Source organism: Duganella sp. AC917, from assembly GCF_979258245.1.
Genome location: NZ_OZ409848.1, coordinates 882290 through 897142 on the forward strand (window position 1 = coordinate 882290; position 14853 = coordinate 897142).

General features: G+C 64.6%; 17 protein-coding genes. 9 read left to right on the plus strand and 8 right to left on the minus strand.

Features of this window, described 5'->3' with window-relative positions; all coding sequences use genetic code 11:
• Nucleotides 1-16: 16 nt before the first annotated feature.
• From ACZ0BA_RS03935 to ACZ0BA_RS03965, 7 genes are all read right to left on the minus strand, one after another.
• Nucleotides 17-1189, minus strand: a complete 1173-nt coding sequence (locus tag ACZ0BA_RS03935; protein ID WP_463450030.1) for a zinc-dependent alcohol dehydrogenase — start codon at nucleotides 1187-1189, stop codon at nucleotides 17-19.
• Between the two features lie 84 nt (nucleotides 1190-1273).
• Nucleotides 1274-2242 (minus strand): hypothetical protein, encoded by a 969-nt coding sequence (locus ACZ0BA_RS03940; RefSeq protein WP_463450031.1) that lies wholly within the window; start codon nucleotides 2240-2242, stop codon nucleotides 1274-1276.
• 39 nt (nucleotides 2243-2281) lie between these two features.
• Nucleotides 2282-3025, minus strand: coding sequence for a hypothetical protein (locus tag ACZ0BA_RS03945; protein ID WP_463450032.1), 744 nt, complete (start codon nucleotides 3023-3025; stop codon nucleotides 2282-2284).
• A gap of 21 nt (nucleotides 3026-3046) precedes the next feature.
• Entirely contained in the window at nucleotides 3047-3478 is a 432-nt protein-coding gene (locus tag ACZ0BA_RS03950; RefSeq protein WP_463450033.1) for a hypothetical protein, read from the minus strand.
• Nucleotides 3475-4353, minus strand: a complete 879-nt coding sequence (locus ACZ0BA_RS03955; protein ID WP_463450034.1) for a CsgG/HfaB family protein — start codon at nucleotides 4351-4353, stop codon at nucleotides 3475-3477. Before ACZ0BA_RS03955 ends, ACZ0BA_RS03950 begins: the two co-directional genes overlap by 4 nt.
• Nucleotides 4350-4811, minus strand: coding sequence for a curli assembly protein CsgF (locus ACZ0BA_RS03960; RefSeq protein WP_463450035.1), 462 nt, complete (start codon nucleotides 4809-4811; stop codon nucleotides 4350-4352). Before ACZ0BA_RS03960 ends, ACZ0BA_RS03955 begins: the two co-directional genes overlap by 4 nt.
• Nucleotides 4812-4827: 16 nt before the next feature.
• Entirely contained in the window at nucleotides 4828-5265 is a 438-nt protein-coding gene (locus tag ACZ0BA_RS03965) for a CsgE family curli-type amyloid fiber assembly protein (protein ID WP_463450036.1), read from the minus strand.
• 225 nt (nucleotides 5266-5490) lie between these two features.
• Between ACZ0BA_RS03965 and ACZ0BA_RS03970 the strand changes: the two genes are divergently transcribed.
• A complete protein-coding gene (locus ACZ0BA_RS03970; RefSeq protein ID WP_463450037.1) occupies nucleotides 5491-5823 on the plus strand; it encodes a DMT family transporter in 333 nt (110 codons plus the stop codon).
• Nucleotides 5824-5854: 31 nt separating this feature from the next.
• Here ACZ0BA_RS03970 and ACZ0BA_RS03975 read toward each other — a convergent pair whose 3' ends face one another.
• On the minus strand, nucleotides 5855-6871 hold the full coding sequence (locus ACZ0BA_RS03975; protein WP_463454701.1) for a GlxA family transcriptional regulator: 1017 nt from the start codon (nucleotides 6869-6871) through the stop codon (nucleotides 5855-5857).
• A 157-nt stretch (nucleotides 6872-7028) separates the two neighbouring features.
• Between ACZ0BA_RS03975 and ACZ0BA_RS03980 the strand changes: the two genes are divergently transcribed.
• The 8 genes from ACZ0BA_RS03980 (at nucleotide 7029) to ACZ0BA_RS04015 (ending at nucleotide 14849) form a co-directional block, all read left to right on the plus strand.
• Nucleotides 7029-8135, plus strand: a complete 1107-nt coding sequence (locus ACZ0BA_RS03980) for an S-(hydroxymethyl)glutathione dehydrogenase/class III alcohol dehydrogenase (RefSeq protein WP_463450038.1) — start codon at nucleotides 7029-7031, stop codon at nucleotides 8133-8135.
• An 81-nt stretch (nucleotides 8136-8216) separates the two neighbouring features.
• Nucleotides 8217-8903, plus strand: a complete 687-nt coding sequence (locus tag ACZ0BA_RS03985) for a transglycosylase domain-containing protein (protein ID WP_463454702.1) — start codon at nucleotides 8217-8219, stop codon at nucleotides 8901-8903.
• Nucleotides 8904-9064: 161 nt separating this feature from the next.
• A complete protein-coding gene (locus ACZ0BA_RS03990) occupies nucleotides 9065-9640 on the plus strand; it encodes a TerD family protein (protein ID WP_463450039.1) in 576 nt (191 codons plus the stop codon).
• Nucleotides 9641-9833: 193 nt separating this feature from the next.
• Nucleotides 9834-10880 (plus strand): ATP-grasp domain-containing protein, encoded by a 1047-nt coding sequence (locus ACZ0BA_RS03995; protein ID WP_463450040.1) that lies wholly within the window; start codon nucleotides 9834-9836, stop codon nucleotides 10878-10880.
• Nucleotides 10877-12067, plus strand: coding sequence for a phosphoribosyltransferase domain-containing protein (locus tag ACZ0BA_RS04000; RefSeq protein ID WP_463450041.1), 1191 nt, complete (start codon nucleotides 10877-10879; stop codon nucleotides 12065-12067). Before ACZ0BA_RS03995 ends, ACZ0BA_RS04000 begins: the two co-directional genes overlap by 4 nt.
• Nucleotides 12045-12797, plus strand: a complete 753-nt coding sequence (locus ACZ0BA_RS04005; RefSeq protein ID WP_463450042.1) for an HAD family hydrolase — start codon at nucleotides 12045-12047, stop codon at nucleotides 12795-12797. The genes ACZ0BA_RS04000 and ACZ0BA_RS04005 overlap by 23 nt, the downstream gene beginning before the upstream one ends.
• Nucleotides 12794-13915: a cysteine protease StiP family protein gene (locus ACZ0BA_RS04010; protein WP_463450043.1), complete on the plus strand. Its 1122-nt coding sequence runs from the start codon at nucleotides 12794-12796 to the stop codon at nucleotides 13913-13915. The genes ACZ0BA_RS04005 and ACZ0BA_RS04010 overlap by 4 nt, the downstream gene beginning before the upstream one ends.
• The gene (locus ACZ0BA_RS04015; RefSeq protein ID WP_463450044.1) at nucleotides 13908-14849 is read left to right on the plus strand and encodes an HpcH/HpaI aldolase/citrate lyase family protein; all 942 of its coding nucleotides are present in this window, start codon (nucleotides 13908-13910) and stop codon (nucleotides 14847-14849) included. The genes ACZ0BA_RS04010 and ACZ0BA_RS04015 overlap by 8 nt, the downstream gene beginning before the upstream one ends.
• Nucleotides 14850-14853 lie beyond the last annotated feature (4 nt).

Here is a 14853-nt window from a genome sequence, read left to right on the forward strand (position 1 = left end):
CGCTCCTGAGGGGATGTTAGTAGGCGCCGACGCGCGCCCGGTCCGCGCCAGGCGGAATCAGCACGGTCTTGATGCAATTGTCGAGCTTGCCCGAGAAGATGTGGTAAGCGTCCGACACCTCCTCCAGCGGCACCCTGTGCGTGATGATTTTTTTCGGGTCAAGCCGGCCGGCCCGTATATGCTCGATCAGTCGCGGCAGGTGGCGTTTGACGCTGGCCTGGTTCATGCGCAAGGTCAAGCCCTTGTTGACCGCGTTGCCAATCGGCATGGCGTTAAAGGTTGGGCCGTACACGCCGACGATGGAGACGTTGCCGCCTTTGCGCACCGAATTGATCGCCCAGTGCAGCACGGTGGCCGCGCCGGCCTGCATTTTCATGTATCGGCCGACGACGGTCTGCATCACGCTGCCGGACGCCTCGCAGCCGACGCAGTCGATGCAGACGTCGGCGCCCAGCCAGTCCGTCATCTTCTTGATGTGGGTGGCCATGTCCTCGACATCCTTGAAATTGACGACCTCGCACTGGGCGTAGTTTTTCACGAACTCGAGCCGGTAATCGACATGATCGACCACGATCACGCGGCCGGCGCCCAGCAGCCAGGCCGACTTGGCCGCAAAGATGCCCACCGGGCCTGCACCGAATACGACGACGGTATCGCCCTTGTCGATGTCGCCCATCTCGGCAGCCTGGTAGCCGGTCGGGAGGGCGTCGGTGAGCAGCACGGCGTCGTCGTGATCGAGGTCATCGGGAATGACGGTGGGGCCGACGTCGGCCATCGGCACCCGCACGTACTCGGCCTGGCCGCCGTCGTAGCCGCCGGCCGTGTGCGAATAGCCGTAAATGCCGCCCACCGCGGTGGCGGCCGGATTGGTGTTGTGGCAGTTGCCGTACAGTTCTTTCTGGCAGAAGTAGCAGGAGCCGCAAAAGACGTTGAACGGCACCAGCACATGGTCGCCCACCTTGAGGTTGCGCACCGACGGGCCGATTTCCGCGACCACGCCGATGAACTCATGGCCGAACGTGGTGCCGACCCGGGTGTCGGGCACCAGCCCATGGTAGAGATGCAGGTCCGATCCGCAGATGCAGGACCGGGTGACGCGGACGATGGCGTCGTTGGGATGCTCTATTACCGGCTCGGGCTTTTGCTCGGCGCGCACACGGTAGGGTCCTCGGAAATTCATGGCAAGCATGCAGTCCTCCTTGGCGATTTAAAGGCGTTGCCGGTCAGAGCCGGTACCATTAAAGCGTAGCATGCATGCCACGTACGCCGCAAATCAATGCTGCAAGATAACAGCTTGGTTGCCGCTGCCGGTCTGCGTGATGCTGGCGTTAAACCCATCGCCGATTTGCGTGATCCCGGCCGTGTTCGGCAAGAGGGAGACCGGGCCGGCCTGTGTCACCGACGCCGTGTTGAGCGCGCCCAGCTGGCTGATGGTGGCGCCGTTGGCGCCGGAATTCTGGCGTACGTTGGCCGTGTTGGCGTTGCCCGTTTGCGTGGTTGTCGCGCCGCCGGATTCGCGGATGTCGATGTCCGCCAGATTGCCCGCGCCGTTCTGGCTGATGCTGGCATCGGTGGCGAAACCGGTCGAGCTCAGGCTGCCGCGCGCTTCGTTGTCGCTGCCGGTCTGGCTGATCGCCATGCCCGAGTAAAAGGCGTTGTCGTAGCGCACCGTGGCCCGGTTGCCCGTGCCTTCCTGATACACGGGCAAGCCGGCGCGGCCCGACAGGTTTCTGCTGGTGGTGATGACGTTGTCGGATCCGTACTGCGTGGGACGGAAGCTGAGCTCCCCGGAGCTGTCGACCGTATCCTCGATCACGTTGCGCTCGCCGTGTTGTTCGACCCGGATCGTCGATTCGTAGGCGCCGTTTTGCAGCAGCGAGGTGCTGTTGCCGGTGCCGGACTGGTGCAGATAGGCAAAGCCGAAGAAGCCGCCTTCGTGATGCTGTAGCGTGAGCCGGTTGGCATCGCCCAGCTGGCTGATCTCGACGATCATGCGCGGCGTTTGGCTCAACATGACGCCGCCGCTGCGGCCGGTCGGGTCGCCGATGACGTTGTTGTTGCCGGTCTGAACGATGGCAATGGTGGCTTCCTCGCCGGCCTGGCGCTGCTCGACGTAGGCTTGATTGCCGAGGCCTGTCTGCGCGACGGTGGCCGTGGTGGGGGCTTGTGCGGATGCGCCGCTCGCGGCCAGGACCAGCAACAGCGCCAGACCGGCGAAAGCAACGGGTTTCGTGTGGTTCATGATAGCTCCGTGTTGGGATGAAAAGATATGTCGCTGCGCTCAGTGCTGGTAAATGCCGGCGCTGTTGCCGTTGCCCGTTTGCGTGATGGTGGCCGAGAAGCCGTCGCCGGATTGTGTGATCCACGCGGTGGTGAACAGCGTGTTGATCTGGCCGACCGTGGTCTGGTTGTCGATGCCCAGTTGGCGTATCTCGACAAACGAATAGTCGGCCTGGTCCTGCGAGACCGACGCGCGGTTGCCGATCCCTTCCTGTGTCACGCGCGGCCCGCCAAAGCCGGACCAGCTGCGCGCCAGGCTGGCCACGTTGTCCGAGCCGGTTTGCGACGCAATGAAGCCATAGGCCAGGATGTCGCCGCCGGCCGAGTCGATCCGGTTGCGGTCGCCGTGCTGCTCGATGTTCACCACCGATTCGTAGGCGCCGTGCTGCTCGATCGCGGCGAAGTTGCCGTTGCCGGTTTGATTGACGGAGGCCTGGTCCTTGTCGCCGATAATCTGGCCGAACGCCGCCTGGTTGTTGTCGCCTAGCTGTGTAACGGTGATACGCATGCGGTCAGTGCCGCGTTGCACGACGCCGCCCGTGCGTCCGCCTGGATCGCCGACGCTGTTGTAATTGCCAAGTTGAATAATCGTGAGGTGCGATTCGCTGCTGACCTGATGCTGCTCGACGTAGGACTGGTTGCCGACACCGCTCTGCGTGATGCTGGCGCTGGTCTGATCCTGTGCGGCGGCGCGGGATGCGGCCAATAATAAAACGGTGCCGATGGTGAACGTTGCGGACTTCATGGAGGCTCCCTTGCAGTGGAATCAATGTTGAATCACGACAGCGCGCTTGCCGTTGCCGGTTTGGGTGACGCGGGCGCTGGCATCGTGTCCGTACTGCTCGATGCGCGCGCTGTTGGCGGTGCCGTGCTGGTCGACCAGCGCGCTGTTGCCGGTGCCGCCCTGGACGATGGTGGCGTCGTTGCCCTTGCCGTCCTGCAGCAGTTGGACGGCGTTGGCGTCTCCGTCCTGCGTCACCGTCGCCGTGTTTTGCCGGCCGCGCTGCGAGAGCCTCAGTCGGTGTTCGCGGCCGCCCTGGTCGACTGCGACCGCGTTCAGGGCGCCGCGTTGGCTGACCGCTGCCAACGAGCCGCCGCTGAGCAAACCGCCCGACGGCAGCTCCGCGCTGGCCAGGTCGCCGGCGCTTGCCAGCCTGGCGACGAACAGGGCGGCCGCCATCCCCAGCCGGGTGCTCATGGCATCCCCGATGCGGCGTTGTAGCGGGTATCGCGGTCGTTGGCATAGCGTTGCACCACCGGATCGGACCAGCGTGCCGGGTCCTGCAGTGCCCAGTGGCCTTCGCGCAGGCCCTGGACGATCAGGTGGGCCACGCCGGCCTCGATCGCTTCGTTGACGCACAGCTGCGTCGGTTCATTGCGTGTCATGCCGGCCTCCAGTTCCAATAAATCCTTGACGTTGACGAACTTGAATACACTTGGATGCACTTCGTAGGCGTAGACGGTCTTGGTGGTCGACACGCTTTGCAGGATCTGCCCGGTGCGGATGTCGATGGTGCGCAGGCTGACGGTGACCTGGTCGATCCGGTATTGGGTGCTGACGCCGATGCCGAGAAAGCGGGCGCCGGCGCCGCCGGTGCGCACATTGCTTTCGAACGCGGTGATGCCGCCCTCGATCAGCACCGAGGCCGCCAGCAGCGGCGGGATCTGCACTGTCGGGGCGCCGGCCGGCTGCGGCATTTCCAGCGCCCGCACGATCTTGCGTTCGGTCAGCAGGTTCTGCAGGTTTTCGCGTTCGACCGGAATGAACCAGCCCGACTCCTTGAGCGCCTTGATCAGCATCGACGACGCGCCTTGCGTGACGGCCGTGGAGAACGAGCTGTCCGGCGCCGGCTTGTATTGCCCGGTCTGGTCCCGGATGCCATAGACGGCCACCGCCACCTTGCCTTTGGGCGGCGGCAGCTTGCGCAGGTCGCCGGTGGCGGCGGTCGCCTGCGTCAGCTGGGCGTCCTCGCGCGCGGCCGACGGCGGATGCGTGATGGCGCAGCCAGACGCCAGCAGCAAGGTCGCGATCACCGCAGCACACGGCGCCACCCGCCGCATCATGGCGTTCATTGCGCCACCTCGAACGAGGTCGAGGCGCCGGTCGCCTTGTCGGTGGTGGTGATGCGCAGCATGCCGCCGCCCAGGTCGACCACGTTGATGGTGAAGTTTTCGGTGGAGAAAGTGCCTGGAACCAGCTTGCCGTCGGTGCCGGTCAGCTTGGAGGTGGCCGCCGCCGCCAGTTGACTGAGGACGGTGCGCTCAAGTGTCTGGTTGAATTGGGCCAGCGGCGACTGGTCCAGCATCGAGCGCCCCAGGCCATCCTTGCCGACGTGCTTGTTGGTGGCGGTCGCCGTGGCCAGCAAATGCTGGCCGTTGCCGGGGTAGCCGCCAAAGGCCGGGTTCACCGGTTGATAGATGATGTCGGTCGCGCCGGCGCTGCCTGCCGGCAGCAGGATGAAGCACGCCGCAATGCAGACCGCGCGACGGGCTGCGCTCCAGGCATGAGTCGTCGATCGGATGATGTGCATGGCGGGCTCCTCGGGGTCAGAATTCATCGGGCGCCAGGTCGGCGTCCCGGATCAGCTTGCGCTCGACGTCGGTTTGCAGCACCGTCTGCCACACCGCCTCGGCTGCGTTTTCACTGAGCGAACGAATGGCTGCGCGGGCCGGCGGCAGGCGGGTTTGAAATACCCTGCACTGTGCAAAGCTGATCCACACTTCGCTGCCCAGGCGTGCCGACGGGCGTTCGTTGATCGACAGCGTGTAGTGCTCGCTGCCTTCCATGTCGCGCCAGGCGGCCAGAAAATACTGCGAGAAATCATGGCCGGCGATGGTGACCGTCTGCACGGTCACCACGCCCGTCGCCGTCGCCGCCGTGGCGGTGGCCGACTCGGGCTCGGGATCGGCTGCGGCGGCGGTGGCGCAGCAGGCGGCGCCCAGCCATACAAAAGTCGCGGCAATGACGATGTGACCAGTGGACATGTGAACTCGCTGAGGTGGGAGCGGCGGAAGGCGTGAAGTTCAGTATAGGTGCGCGGTTCCCCGGCAAATTGACCGCGATCATGCGAACTGGTCTTGGGGGGCGGAAGACGGCCGCGATTTTGTATGGTGAAAATTGCTTCATTTGCGCACAGCCCGGCGGGTTTGAACAGACTGGTTTCGGCAACGAAACTTATGCATACTGGCCTCCTCAACAGGAGGTGCACAATGAACAAATGGCTGATGCTGGGCATTGCAATCGTCGCGGAAACCATCGCGACATCGGCGCTCAAATCGAGCGAAGGATTTTCTAAACTCGTGCCGTCGGCGATCGTGCTGGTCGGTTATGGCGTGGCGTTTTACTTTCTGTCGCTGACCTTGCGCTCGATCCCGGTCGGTATCGCGTACGCGGTCTGGTCGGGCGTGGGCATCGTCCTCATCACGACGGTCGGCTGGGCGTTCTTCGGCCAGAAGATGGACGCGCCGGCGTTGATCGGCATGGCCTTGATCATCGCCGGCGTGGTCATCATGAATGTCTTTTCAAGCGCGGGCGCGCATTGAGCGGAGCGGCGTTTCGTTAGCCGCATGTCAGTCAAGTGCTCGGTGCGATCCCGGTCGTGGCAAAACGCTCCCGGTACAGCTTGGGCGTGATGCCCAGCCGTTTCTGGAACACGCGCCGCATATGTGCTTCGTCGCTGAAGCTGGCGCGCGCGGCCACCGTCTTGATCGGCAATGCCAGGTCCGCCAGCAACTGCGTGGCGCGCTCGAAGCGGCAGGCCTCGATGAACGCTTGCGTGCTCACGCCCACTTCCTGCTGGAACACGCGGGTAAAATGCCGCTCGCTCATCATCGCCCGCTGCGCCAGCTGCGCGACCGATAACTTTTCGTGCAGATTGTCCAGTATCCAGTTTTGAATATCGCGGATGTTGGGCTTGGCCGTGCGCTCGCTCAGCAAATGCGCGCTGAACTGCGACTGTCCACCCGGCCGCTTCAGATACACCACCATTTCGGTGGCCACTTCCAGCGCCAGGTCGCGGCCGAAATCTTCTTCCACCAACGCCAGCGCCAGATCGATGCCGGCCGTCACGCCGGCCGAGGTCCACAAATTGTCCGAGCGAATGAAAATCGCATCCGCTTCCACCGAGATCGACGGGAAGTCGGCCTGCAGCCGGTCCGCCACGCTCCAGTGCGTGGTGGCGCGCTTGCCGTCCAACACACCGGCCGCCGCCAGGAAAAACGCGCCCGAGCACAGCGCCGCCAGCCGCTTGAGGCGGGGCGCCGAGGCCGCCACCCAGTCGATGATGGCGGCGCCGTCGTCGAGCGCCGCGCGGATGTGGCGGGCGCCGACGATGATGGCGTCATCCGGCAACGCCAACGGGCTCAGCGCCTTGGTGGCGTCGAGCGACATCAAGGTATCCGAGCGCACCGGGCCGATAACGGTCGAGGCGATGCGCACATCGTAGCCGGTCGCGCGGCCACGGCGTTGCAGGTGCAGGTTGGCGTACTCGAAAACGGACATCGGCCCGATCGCTTCCATCGCCTTGAAGCCGGGATAAACGACGATATCGATTGCCCTCGCGATTGTCCTCGCGACTGTCCTGGCTGCCATCTCTGGCTTGGCGTTCATGTGTTTGCGGTCACTGTTGGTCCTTAAAATCCGGTCATTATGGCACCATTTCCGGCCATTCTCATCCGTGGCGGGGCGCGTAGCCCGGGGCCGGCGGCACAATGGCGGATTCCAATATTGCTCCTACGAGTACCCGACCATGAAAACCAAAGCTGCCATCGCGTGGCGCGCCGGCGCGCCGCTGACCATCGAAGAAGTCGACCTGCAAGGCCCTAAGGCCGGCGAGGTGCTGATCGAACTGAAGGCCACCGGCATTTGCCACACCGATTACTACACCTTGTCGGGAGCCGATCCGGAGGGCATTTTCCCCGCCATCCTGGGGCATGAGGGCGCCGGCATCGTCGTCGATGTCGGCCCCGGCGTCAAGACCCTGAAAAAAGACGACCACGTGATTCCGCTGTACACGCCGGAATGCCGCGAGTGCAAGTTCTGCCTGTCGCGCAAAACCAATCTGTGCCAGGCGATCCGTTCGACCCAGGGCCGTGGCCTGATGCCGGACGCCACCAGCCGCTTTTCGCTCGACGGCAAGCCGCTGTTCCACTACATGGGCACGTCGACCTTTTCCAATTACATCGTGGTGCCGGAGATCGCGCTGGCCAAGATCCGCGAGGACGCACCGTTCGACAAGGTCTGCTACATCGGTTGCGGCGTGACCACCGGCGTTGGCGCCGTGCTGTTCTCGGCCAAGGTGGAGGCGGGCGCCAACGTGGTCGTGTTCGGCCTGGGCGGCATCGGCCTGAACGTGATCCAGGCGGCGCGCATGGTCGGCGCCGACAAGATCATCGGCGTCGACATCAACCCGGCGCGCCAGGAGATCGCGCGCAAGTTCGGCATGACGCATTTCATCAATCCGAACGAGGTCGAGAACGTCGTCGACAGCATTGTGCAGCTCACCGACGGTGGCGCCGACTACAGTTTCGAGTGCGTCGGCAACACCACGCTGATGCGCCAGGCGCTCGAGTGCACCCACAAGGGCTGGGGCAAGTCCTTCATCATCGGCGTGGCGGCGGCCGGGCAGGAGATTTCGACCCGGCCGTTCCAGCTGGTGACCGGGCGCGAGTGGCGCGGCTCGGCCTTCGGCGGCGCGCGCGGCCGCACCGATGTCCCGAAGATCGTCGACTGGTATATGGAGGGCAAGCTCAACATCGACGACCTGATCACGCACCGGCTGCCGCTGGAGCGCATCAACGAAGGCTTCGACCTGATGAAGAGCGGCGAGTCGATCCGCTCCGTGGTGCTGTACTAATTAATATCGCAGCCAATATCCCAGTGGGCCTTGCCGCAGCGTAAAATTGGCATCTTTCTTGACGACAAGGATGTCATCGTGATGCGTTTTGTGTGGAAGACCGTGTTCGCGATCATCCTGCTGGCGACCGCCTATCTCGGGCTGGTCGCGGTCTGGGCGTCATCCTCGTTCAATGCCGTCATGCAGGCGGTGCCCGCGCCGCCGATGATGCCGCTTTCCACGCGCCAGACGGCCATCCTGCTGCGGGTCGAGGACCCCACTTTTTTTAGCCACGCAGGCGTGAGCCTGGCGGAAGGGCAGGGCGTGGCCACGATCTCGTCGGCGGTGGCGCGCGACCTGTATCTGTCGGACCGGCCGTTGTCCGGCATCTCCGGTGTGTTGCAGCGTTTTTACAGCCGCGTGTTCGACTGCTGCAAGAAGGTCGACCTTGGCCGCGACGTCATGGCATTCGTATTGAACGCGAAACTGCCCAAGCGCAACCAGTTGGCCTTGTACGTGGCCGATATCTATATGGGCAGCCACGACGGCAAGCAAGTCACCGGCTTGTCGATGGCGGCCGAAACTTATCTGGGCAAGCCGCTCGACGAGGCCAGCGAGCCCGAATTCATCGGCCTGGTGGCGATGATCAAGGCGCCCGACCAATACCATCCGCTGCTGCATCCGGACCAGCACGCCGACCGCGTGGCCAGGATTGAGGCGTTGCTGGACGGAAAATGCAAGCCGGAAGGCTGGTTCGATACCGTCTACGACGCCTGCGCGCAACGGTGATTGCAATATCGATCGCCAGATCGATTGAAAGATTGTTTTCAGACAGTATTGATTTTCACGCAAATGTAGCCACATACTCTGGGATGAAATTTAAAGACCGTTCCGCGACACCAGTTGGCGGGCGGAAATTGATAGTTTGAAACTTTAAATGGGAGACCAGTATGGCGATCAGTTTGCAAAAAGGCGGTAACGTCAACCTCAGCAAGGAAGCACCAGGCTTGACCAAGGTCATTATCGGCCTGGGCTGGGACCCGCGCGCCACCGACGGCGCCGCTTTTGACCTGGACGGCAGCGCCTTCATGCTGAAGGCCGACGGTAAAGTGCGCGGCGATAGCGACTTCATCTTCTACAATAACCTCAAATCGACCGACGGCTCGCTGGTCCACAATGGCGACAACACCACCGGCCAGGGCGACGGCGACGACGAGACCCTGACCGTCGACCTGTCGCGCGTACCGGCCGAGATCGACCGTCTGTCGTTCTGCGTGACCATCCACGAGGCCGAACAGCGCAAGCAGAACTTCGGCATGATCGGCAAGGCTTTCATTCGCTGCCTGAACGCCAACGGCAACGGCGAGCTGGCCCGTTACGACCTGTCGGAAGATAGCTCTGTGGAAACGGCAATGATTTTCGGCGAGTTGTATCGCGCCGGCGCCGAGTGGAAATTCAAAGCCGTCGGCCAGGGCTTCAAAGGCGGCCTCGGTCCGCTGGCGCGCTCGTTCGGCGTCAACGCTTAAGCTCTAGCACCAGTACCCAGTACGGCGCCGCTTGCGCGCCGACCGTTCAAACCGGGAGGCCAATGTCTCCCGGTTTGCTCGTGCGCGCGAGGTCTATGGCCGCGCTCGCTCTACACATCATTGTTTGACACGAGGACTGCATGAGCATTTATCTGAGCACGGGACTGCTCACCGTTTTGTCCGGGGCGTGCCTGTGAGCGCGCCGGAACGGGTTTGCCGCGTCTGGTATAACAGCGCCTTCTCGTCCATCGCGAACGTGCTCACGCTTGTCCGCGAAGCCGACCACGCCGGTCGGTTTCATACCATCTATACGCACCCGCACGCCCACACCCCGGCGGCCGGCGCCGCGCATGAGTTCCACCTCGAGCCGAAAGGCCTGACGGCGGCCGACTATGTCGATTGGTGCCTGGAATTTTGCCGCGAGCACAAAGTCGACGTGTTTGCGCCGGCCAAGCATGCGTCGGCGCTGAGCGCGGCGCGTGGACGCTTCCTCGAGCACGGCGTGCGGGTGCTCAGCGCCGCCGACGCCGACAAGCTCGACATCATCGACGACAAGGCCGCCTTTTATGCCGGCGTGCAGCTGCCGCTGGCGCCGCCGCCGGAGTTCCGCGTGTTCAAGGACATCACCCAGTTCGAGGCCGCCCACGCCGAATTGCGCCCGCTGCATGCGGAGCTGTGCGTCAAGCCGGCGCGTTCGGTGTACGGTCTCGGCTTCAGCGTGCTGGACGAGCAGCGCAGCAGCGCCGCATTGCTGCTGGCCGGTTCCAGCTACCGCATCGGCTTGGGCGACCTGCGCCGTGGCCTGACCGAGCTGGAAACCTTCCGCACCATGCTGCTGATGGAGTATCTCGACGGCTATGAATACAGCGTCGATTGTGTCGGCGCCAAAGGCCATCTGGTGAGCGCGGTGGCGCGCAAGAAGCTGCCGCAGCCGGGCCATGGCCAGGTGATCGAACAGCGCGCCGACATTGTCGAATCATGCGCCAAGCTGGCCGCCGATTTCGGTCTGAGCGGCATGTTCAACGTGCAGTTCCGCGAAGGCCGGAGCGGCCTGCGCCTGCTGGAGATCAACGCGCGCGCGTCGGGCGGTATCGGCATGGCCTGCCTGGCGGGACCGAATCTGCCTTACCTGGCGCTGATCAGTTTTGTCGATGGCCATGAAGGGCTGACGCCGGAACAACTGGCGGTGGACGATGGCATGCGCGTGGGCGAGCTGGGCATTGCGGTGGAATTGCCATGAACGGGCCATCACCGTTTTTCACTCCCTTACTCGGGAATGTCGAGGTCGAACTGCCGACCGGAACCCTGGAACTTCAGGTCACGGGTAGCGAGTTCGCGCCCGACAGCCTGCTGGGTTTTGCCGCGCGCGACAACGCCAAGCGTGGCTTCCTGTTTCTGAGCAAGGTGCTGGGCAAGCACTGGCCGGTGACGCCGCAGCGCATGGCCGAGATCCACGAGAGCCTGGCCGCCGGCGTGCCGGCGTTGCCGGGGCCGGTGGTGTTCATCTCCATGGCCGAAACCGGCATCGGCCTGGGGCAGGGGATGTTCGAGGCGTGGCAACGCGCGCACCCGGATCAGCCGGCGCTGTTCCTGCACACCACCCGCTATCGGGTCGGCGATGAACCGCTGATCGAATTCGAGGAAGCGCACAGCCACGCGCCGCGCCAGTTCCTGCACTGGCCGGACGATCCGGTCCAGCGCGCGCTATTCGCCGGCATGCGCTCGCTGGTGCTGGTCGACGACGAGGCCAGCACCGGCAACACGTTCGTCAACCTGCTCAACGCTTGCCGTGAGGTGCAGCCCGAGATTGAACACTTACATCTGGCCGTGATCACCAACTTCATGGGCGAGCAGGGCATTGAAGCATTAGCGCAACGCTGTGCTTTGCCGATGACGCTGGGCGCCTGCTTGCATGGCAGCTATCGTTTCACGCCGGGCGCGATGGAATCCGGCGCGGCGCCGGCGCAGCGTTTCGACGCCGACGCCGAGCGCGGCGCCAGCGACCGGTTCGGCCGTCGCGGGCGCACCACGCCGCTGCAGTTGCCGCAGACGCTGGTGTCGGGCCTGGCGTCCGACATCGGCCCCGGCGACAAAGTGCTGGTGCTCGGCACGGGCGAGTTCATGCACGCGGCCTATGCGCTGGGCGCTGGACTGGCCCGTGACGGCGTCGACGTGATGGTGCAATCGACCACGCGCTCGCCGATCCGCCGCTGGGGCGCGGTGGCGCACAGCCTGGCGTTCGCCGACAACTACGGCGAAGGCATCCCGAATTTTTTGTACAACGTCGCTCCCGGTCAGTACGACCATGTTTTCATCTGCCACGAGACGCCGCCCAACGCCGCGTTGTTCGAGCTGGCCGCGTTGCTCAAGGCGCGTCTGTTCCATTTTAAGAGTGAGGCCCTGATTGAAGAAATTCCTGTTTGCTGACCTGGACGACACGCTGTTCCAATCGCTGGAAAAGTGCGCCGGCCGCGACGATCTCGAACCGGCGGCCGTACTCAAGGATGGCGTCGCCTGTTCGTTCACCACCGCCGCCCAGCGCGCGATGTTCGAGTTCATGAATGACGGCATGACCGTCATTCCCGCGACCGCGCGCAACCAGGACGCCTACATCCGCGTCAAGATCGATTTCACCAGCTACGCCGTGATCAACTACGGCGGCGTGGTGCTGCTGCCGGATGGCAGCGCCGACCGGGGCTGGCTGGAGCGCATGCGCCCGGCGATGCTGGCCGCGCAGGACGGGCTCAACGAACTGGGACGCTTGATCGACGCCTATGCCGAGGCAGCCGGCCAGAGCAGCCGCTGCCGCATCGTCGAGGACTACTCGACCCCGTTCTATCTGCTGATCAAGGACGCCGACAAGATCGCCGCCCGGCTCGAGCCGATCGAGCGCGAGGTCGTGCGTCCGTGGCTCGAGGCGCGCGGCCATGACTACTTCGTCCATCGGAACGCCAACAACCTGGCCATCCTGCCCAACGCGCTGAACAAGTCGCATGCGGTGGCCTACGTCATCGAACTGCTGCGCGCCGAGCATGGACAGATCTTGACCTTCGGCATGGGCGACAGCCGTTCGGACGCGCGCTTCATGGCCGCCTGCGATTACGCCATCGTGCCGCGCGGCACGCAACTGGCGGGCATCGCGCTGGAGCCGCTATGAACTTCAGCGGCAGCTACCATGGCGACGATGTGCGCTTCCTGCTCAAGCCGCTGGAGCTGGCCTCGTTCGTCGACGTGCCCGACAAGGAGCGCCTGATCCAGTCGGGGCAGCGCCATTACAGCGAGATGCTGTCGCGCGAGTCGCTGCCGTCGCCGCGCTACCTGGACGTGTTCGGCCAGGCTTGCAACGCCAATCTGGAACGCATGGCGCGCGATTGCGTCACCCTCGCCGGACTGGTCGCTCGCCGCCGCGCCGGGCCGGTGACCCTGGTATCGCTGGCGCGCGCCGGCACGCCAGTCGGCGTGGTGCTCAAGCGCTTGCTGGGCGGCGTGTTCGGCCGCGAGGTCGCCCACTATTCGCTGTCCATCATCCGCGACCGGGGCATCGACCAGGTCGCGCTGGAATACATCCTGGCGCAGGGCCACGCGCCGGAATCGATCGTCTTCATCGACGGCTGGACCGGCAAGGGCGTCATCGCCGCCGAGCTGCACGCCAGCATGGCGGTGTTCAACGCGCGCCACGGCTGCGCCATCGACAGCGGCCTGTACGTGCTGTCGGACCTGGCCGGCGTGGCCGCCTGCGCCGCCGGGCATGACGACTACCTGATCCCGTCGAGCATTTTGAACGCCACCGTGTCCGGGCTGGTCAGCCGCTCGATCCTGAACGACGCCATCGGTCCGGACGATTTCCACGGTTGCGTGTATTACGCCGAGTTCGAACCGCAGGACCAGTCGCGCGTATTCGCCGACCGTCTGGTCGAGCTGGCGCGGCAATGGGCCGCAGGCGCGGCCGGCACCACCAACGCACCGGACTCCGCCCGGGTTGAAAACGCCACCGAGGCGGCGCGGGCGTCGGCGGCGCGGGTCTCGCAAGACTATATGGTCGCGGCCATGCGTGCGCACGGCATCTCCGACCGCAACCTGATCAAACCCGGTCTGGGCGAAGCCACGCGCGTGCTGCTGCGGCGCACGCCGGACCGACTGATCGTGCGCGACGCGGCCAGCGCCGACGTGGCCCATTTGCTGGTGCTGGCACGCGAGAAAGACGTGCCGGTGCAACTCGATCCGGAGCTGCCTTACCAGGCCGTTTCCATCATCAGGAGTATCGCCGATGGTTAAGACACTAGGGGCTTCGCTGTACGTGCCCGCGACCCACAAATATCTGATGGACGTCGCCAGCGGAACCCGCCTGGGCAACGTGCGCTCGCTGATCATGTGCACCGAGGACGCGGTTGCCGACCGCGAGCTCAGCTACGCCTTGTTCAACCTGTCGCTGGTGCTGGCGAACATGCCGGTGGCGAGCCAGGCCGAGCGCTTCGTGCGCGTGCGCAATCTGGACGTGATGGGGCGCGTGCTGGCCATGCCCGGCGCCGACAAGCTGACCGGGTTCGTCATTCCCAAGGCCACCCAGTACAACCTGCCGATGTATTGCAACCTGGTGCGCGACACGGCCCACGTGCTGATGCCGACGCTGGAGACGGCCGAAGTGTTCTACGACGCCGAGATGCACGCGCTGCGTCATTTGATCAGCTCGCCCGGCATCCGCGAGCGGGTGGTGGCGCTGCGCATCGGCGGCAACGACCTGCTGGCGCTGCTGGGCTTGCGCCGGCCGCGCAACATGACGATCTACCGCACGCCGCTGGGACCGGTGATCGGCCGCCTGGTGACGACCTTCCGGCCGCACGGCTTCGCGCTGACGGCGCCGGTGTTCGAACATCTGGACCTGCCGCAGCTGCTGGCCGAGGAGGTCAACGAGGACCTGGCGCACGGCATGGTGGGCAAGACGGCGATCCACCCGAGCCAGATCGATCCGATCGAAAGCCATTACCGCGTGTCCGCCAGCGACCTGGAGGAGGCTTCGGCCATCCTGCGGCCGGACAGTCCGGCCGTGTTCGCGATGAACCAGTCGATGTGCGAGGTGGCCACCCACCGCGCCTGGGCCGAAAGCACGCTGGAACGCTCGCGCCTGTTCGGGTCGCATCCTCAGCAGGGGCAGGAGACGATGCAGGCCGCAACTTCGCCGGTGCTAACGAGTCAAACCATACTGAGGTGATTTA

Excerpts from the sequence above, each read along its gene's own strand:
- ACZ0BA_RS03965 (WP_463450036.1), bottom strand. The coding sequence starts at position 5,265 with ATGTCCACTGGTCACATCGTCATTGCCGCGACTTTTGTATGGCTGGGC.
- ACZ0BA_RS04010 (WP_463450043.1), top strand. The coding sequence starts at position 12,794 with ATGAACTTCAGCGGCAGCTACCATGGCGACGATGTGCGCTTCCTGCTC.
- ACZ0BA_RS03980 (WP_463450038.1), top strand. The coding sequence starts at position 7,029 with ATGAAAACCAAAGCTGCCATCGCGTGGCGCGCCGGCGCGCCGCTGACC.
- ACZ0BA_RS03945 (WP_463450032.1), bottom strand. The coding sequence starts at position 3,025 with ATGAAGTCCGCAACGTTCACCATCGGCACCGTTTTATTATTGGCCGCA.
- ACZ0BA_RS03975 (WP_463454701.1), bottom strand. The coding sequence starts at position 6,871 with ATGGCAGCCAGGACAGTCGCGAGGACAATCGCGAGGGCAATCGATATC.
- ACZ0BA_RS03970 (WP_463450037.1), top strand. The coding sequence starts at position 5,491 with ATGAACAAATGGCTGATGCTGGGCATTGCAATCGTCGCGGAAACCATC.
- ACZ0BA_RS04015 (WP_463450044.1), top strand. The coding sequence starts at position 13,908 with ATGGTTAAGACACTAGGGGCTTCGCTGTACGTGCCCGCGACCCACAAA.
- ACZ0BA_RS03940 (WP_463450031.1), bottom strand. The coding sequence starts at position 2,242 with ATGAACCACACGAAACCCGTTGCTTTCGCCGGTCTGGCGCTGTTGCTG.
- ACZ0BA_RS03935 (WP_463450030.1), bottom strand. The coding sequence starts at position 1,189 with ATGCTTGCCATGAATTTCCGAGGACCCTACCGTGTGCGCGCCGAGCAA.
- ACZ0BA_RS03990 (WP_463450039.1), top strand. The coding sequence starts at position 9,065 with ATGGCGATCAGTTTGCAAAAAGGCGGTAACGTCAACCTCAGCAAGGAA.
- ACZ0BA_RS03960 (WP_463450035.1), bottom strand. The coding sequence starts at position 4,811 with ATGCACATCATCCGATCGACGACTCATGCCTGGAGCGCAGCCCGTCGC.
- ACZ0BA_RS03950 (WP_463450033.1), bottom strand. The coding sequence starts at position 3,478 with ATGAGCACCCGGCTGGGGATGGCGGCCGCCCTGTTCGTCGCCAGGCTG.
- ACZ0BA_RS04000 (WP_463450041.1), top strand. The coding sequence starts at position 10,877 with ATGAACGGGCCATCACCGTTTTTCACTCCCTTACTCGGGAATGTCGAG.
- ACZ0BA_RS03955 (WP_463450034.1), bottom strand. The coding sequence starts at position 4,353 with ATGAACGCCATGATGCGGCGGGTGGCGCCGTGTGCTGCGGTGATCGCG.
- ACZ0BA_RS03985 (WP_463454702.1), top strand. The coding sequence starts at position 8,217 with ATGCGTTTTGTGTGGAAGACCGTGTTCGCGATCATCCTGCTGGCGACC.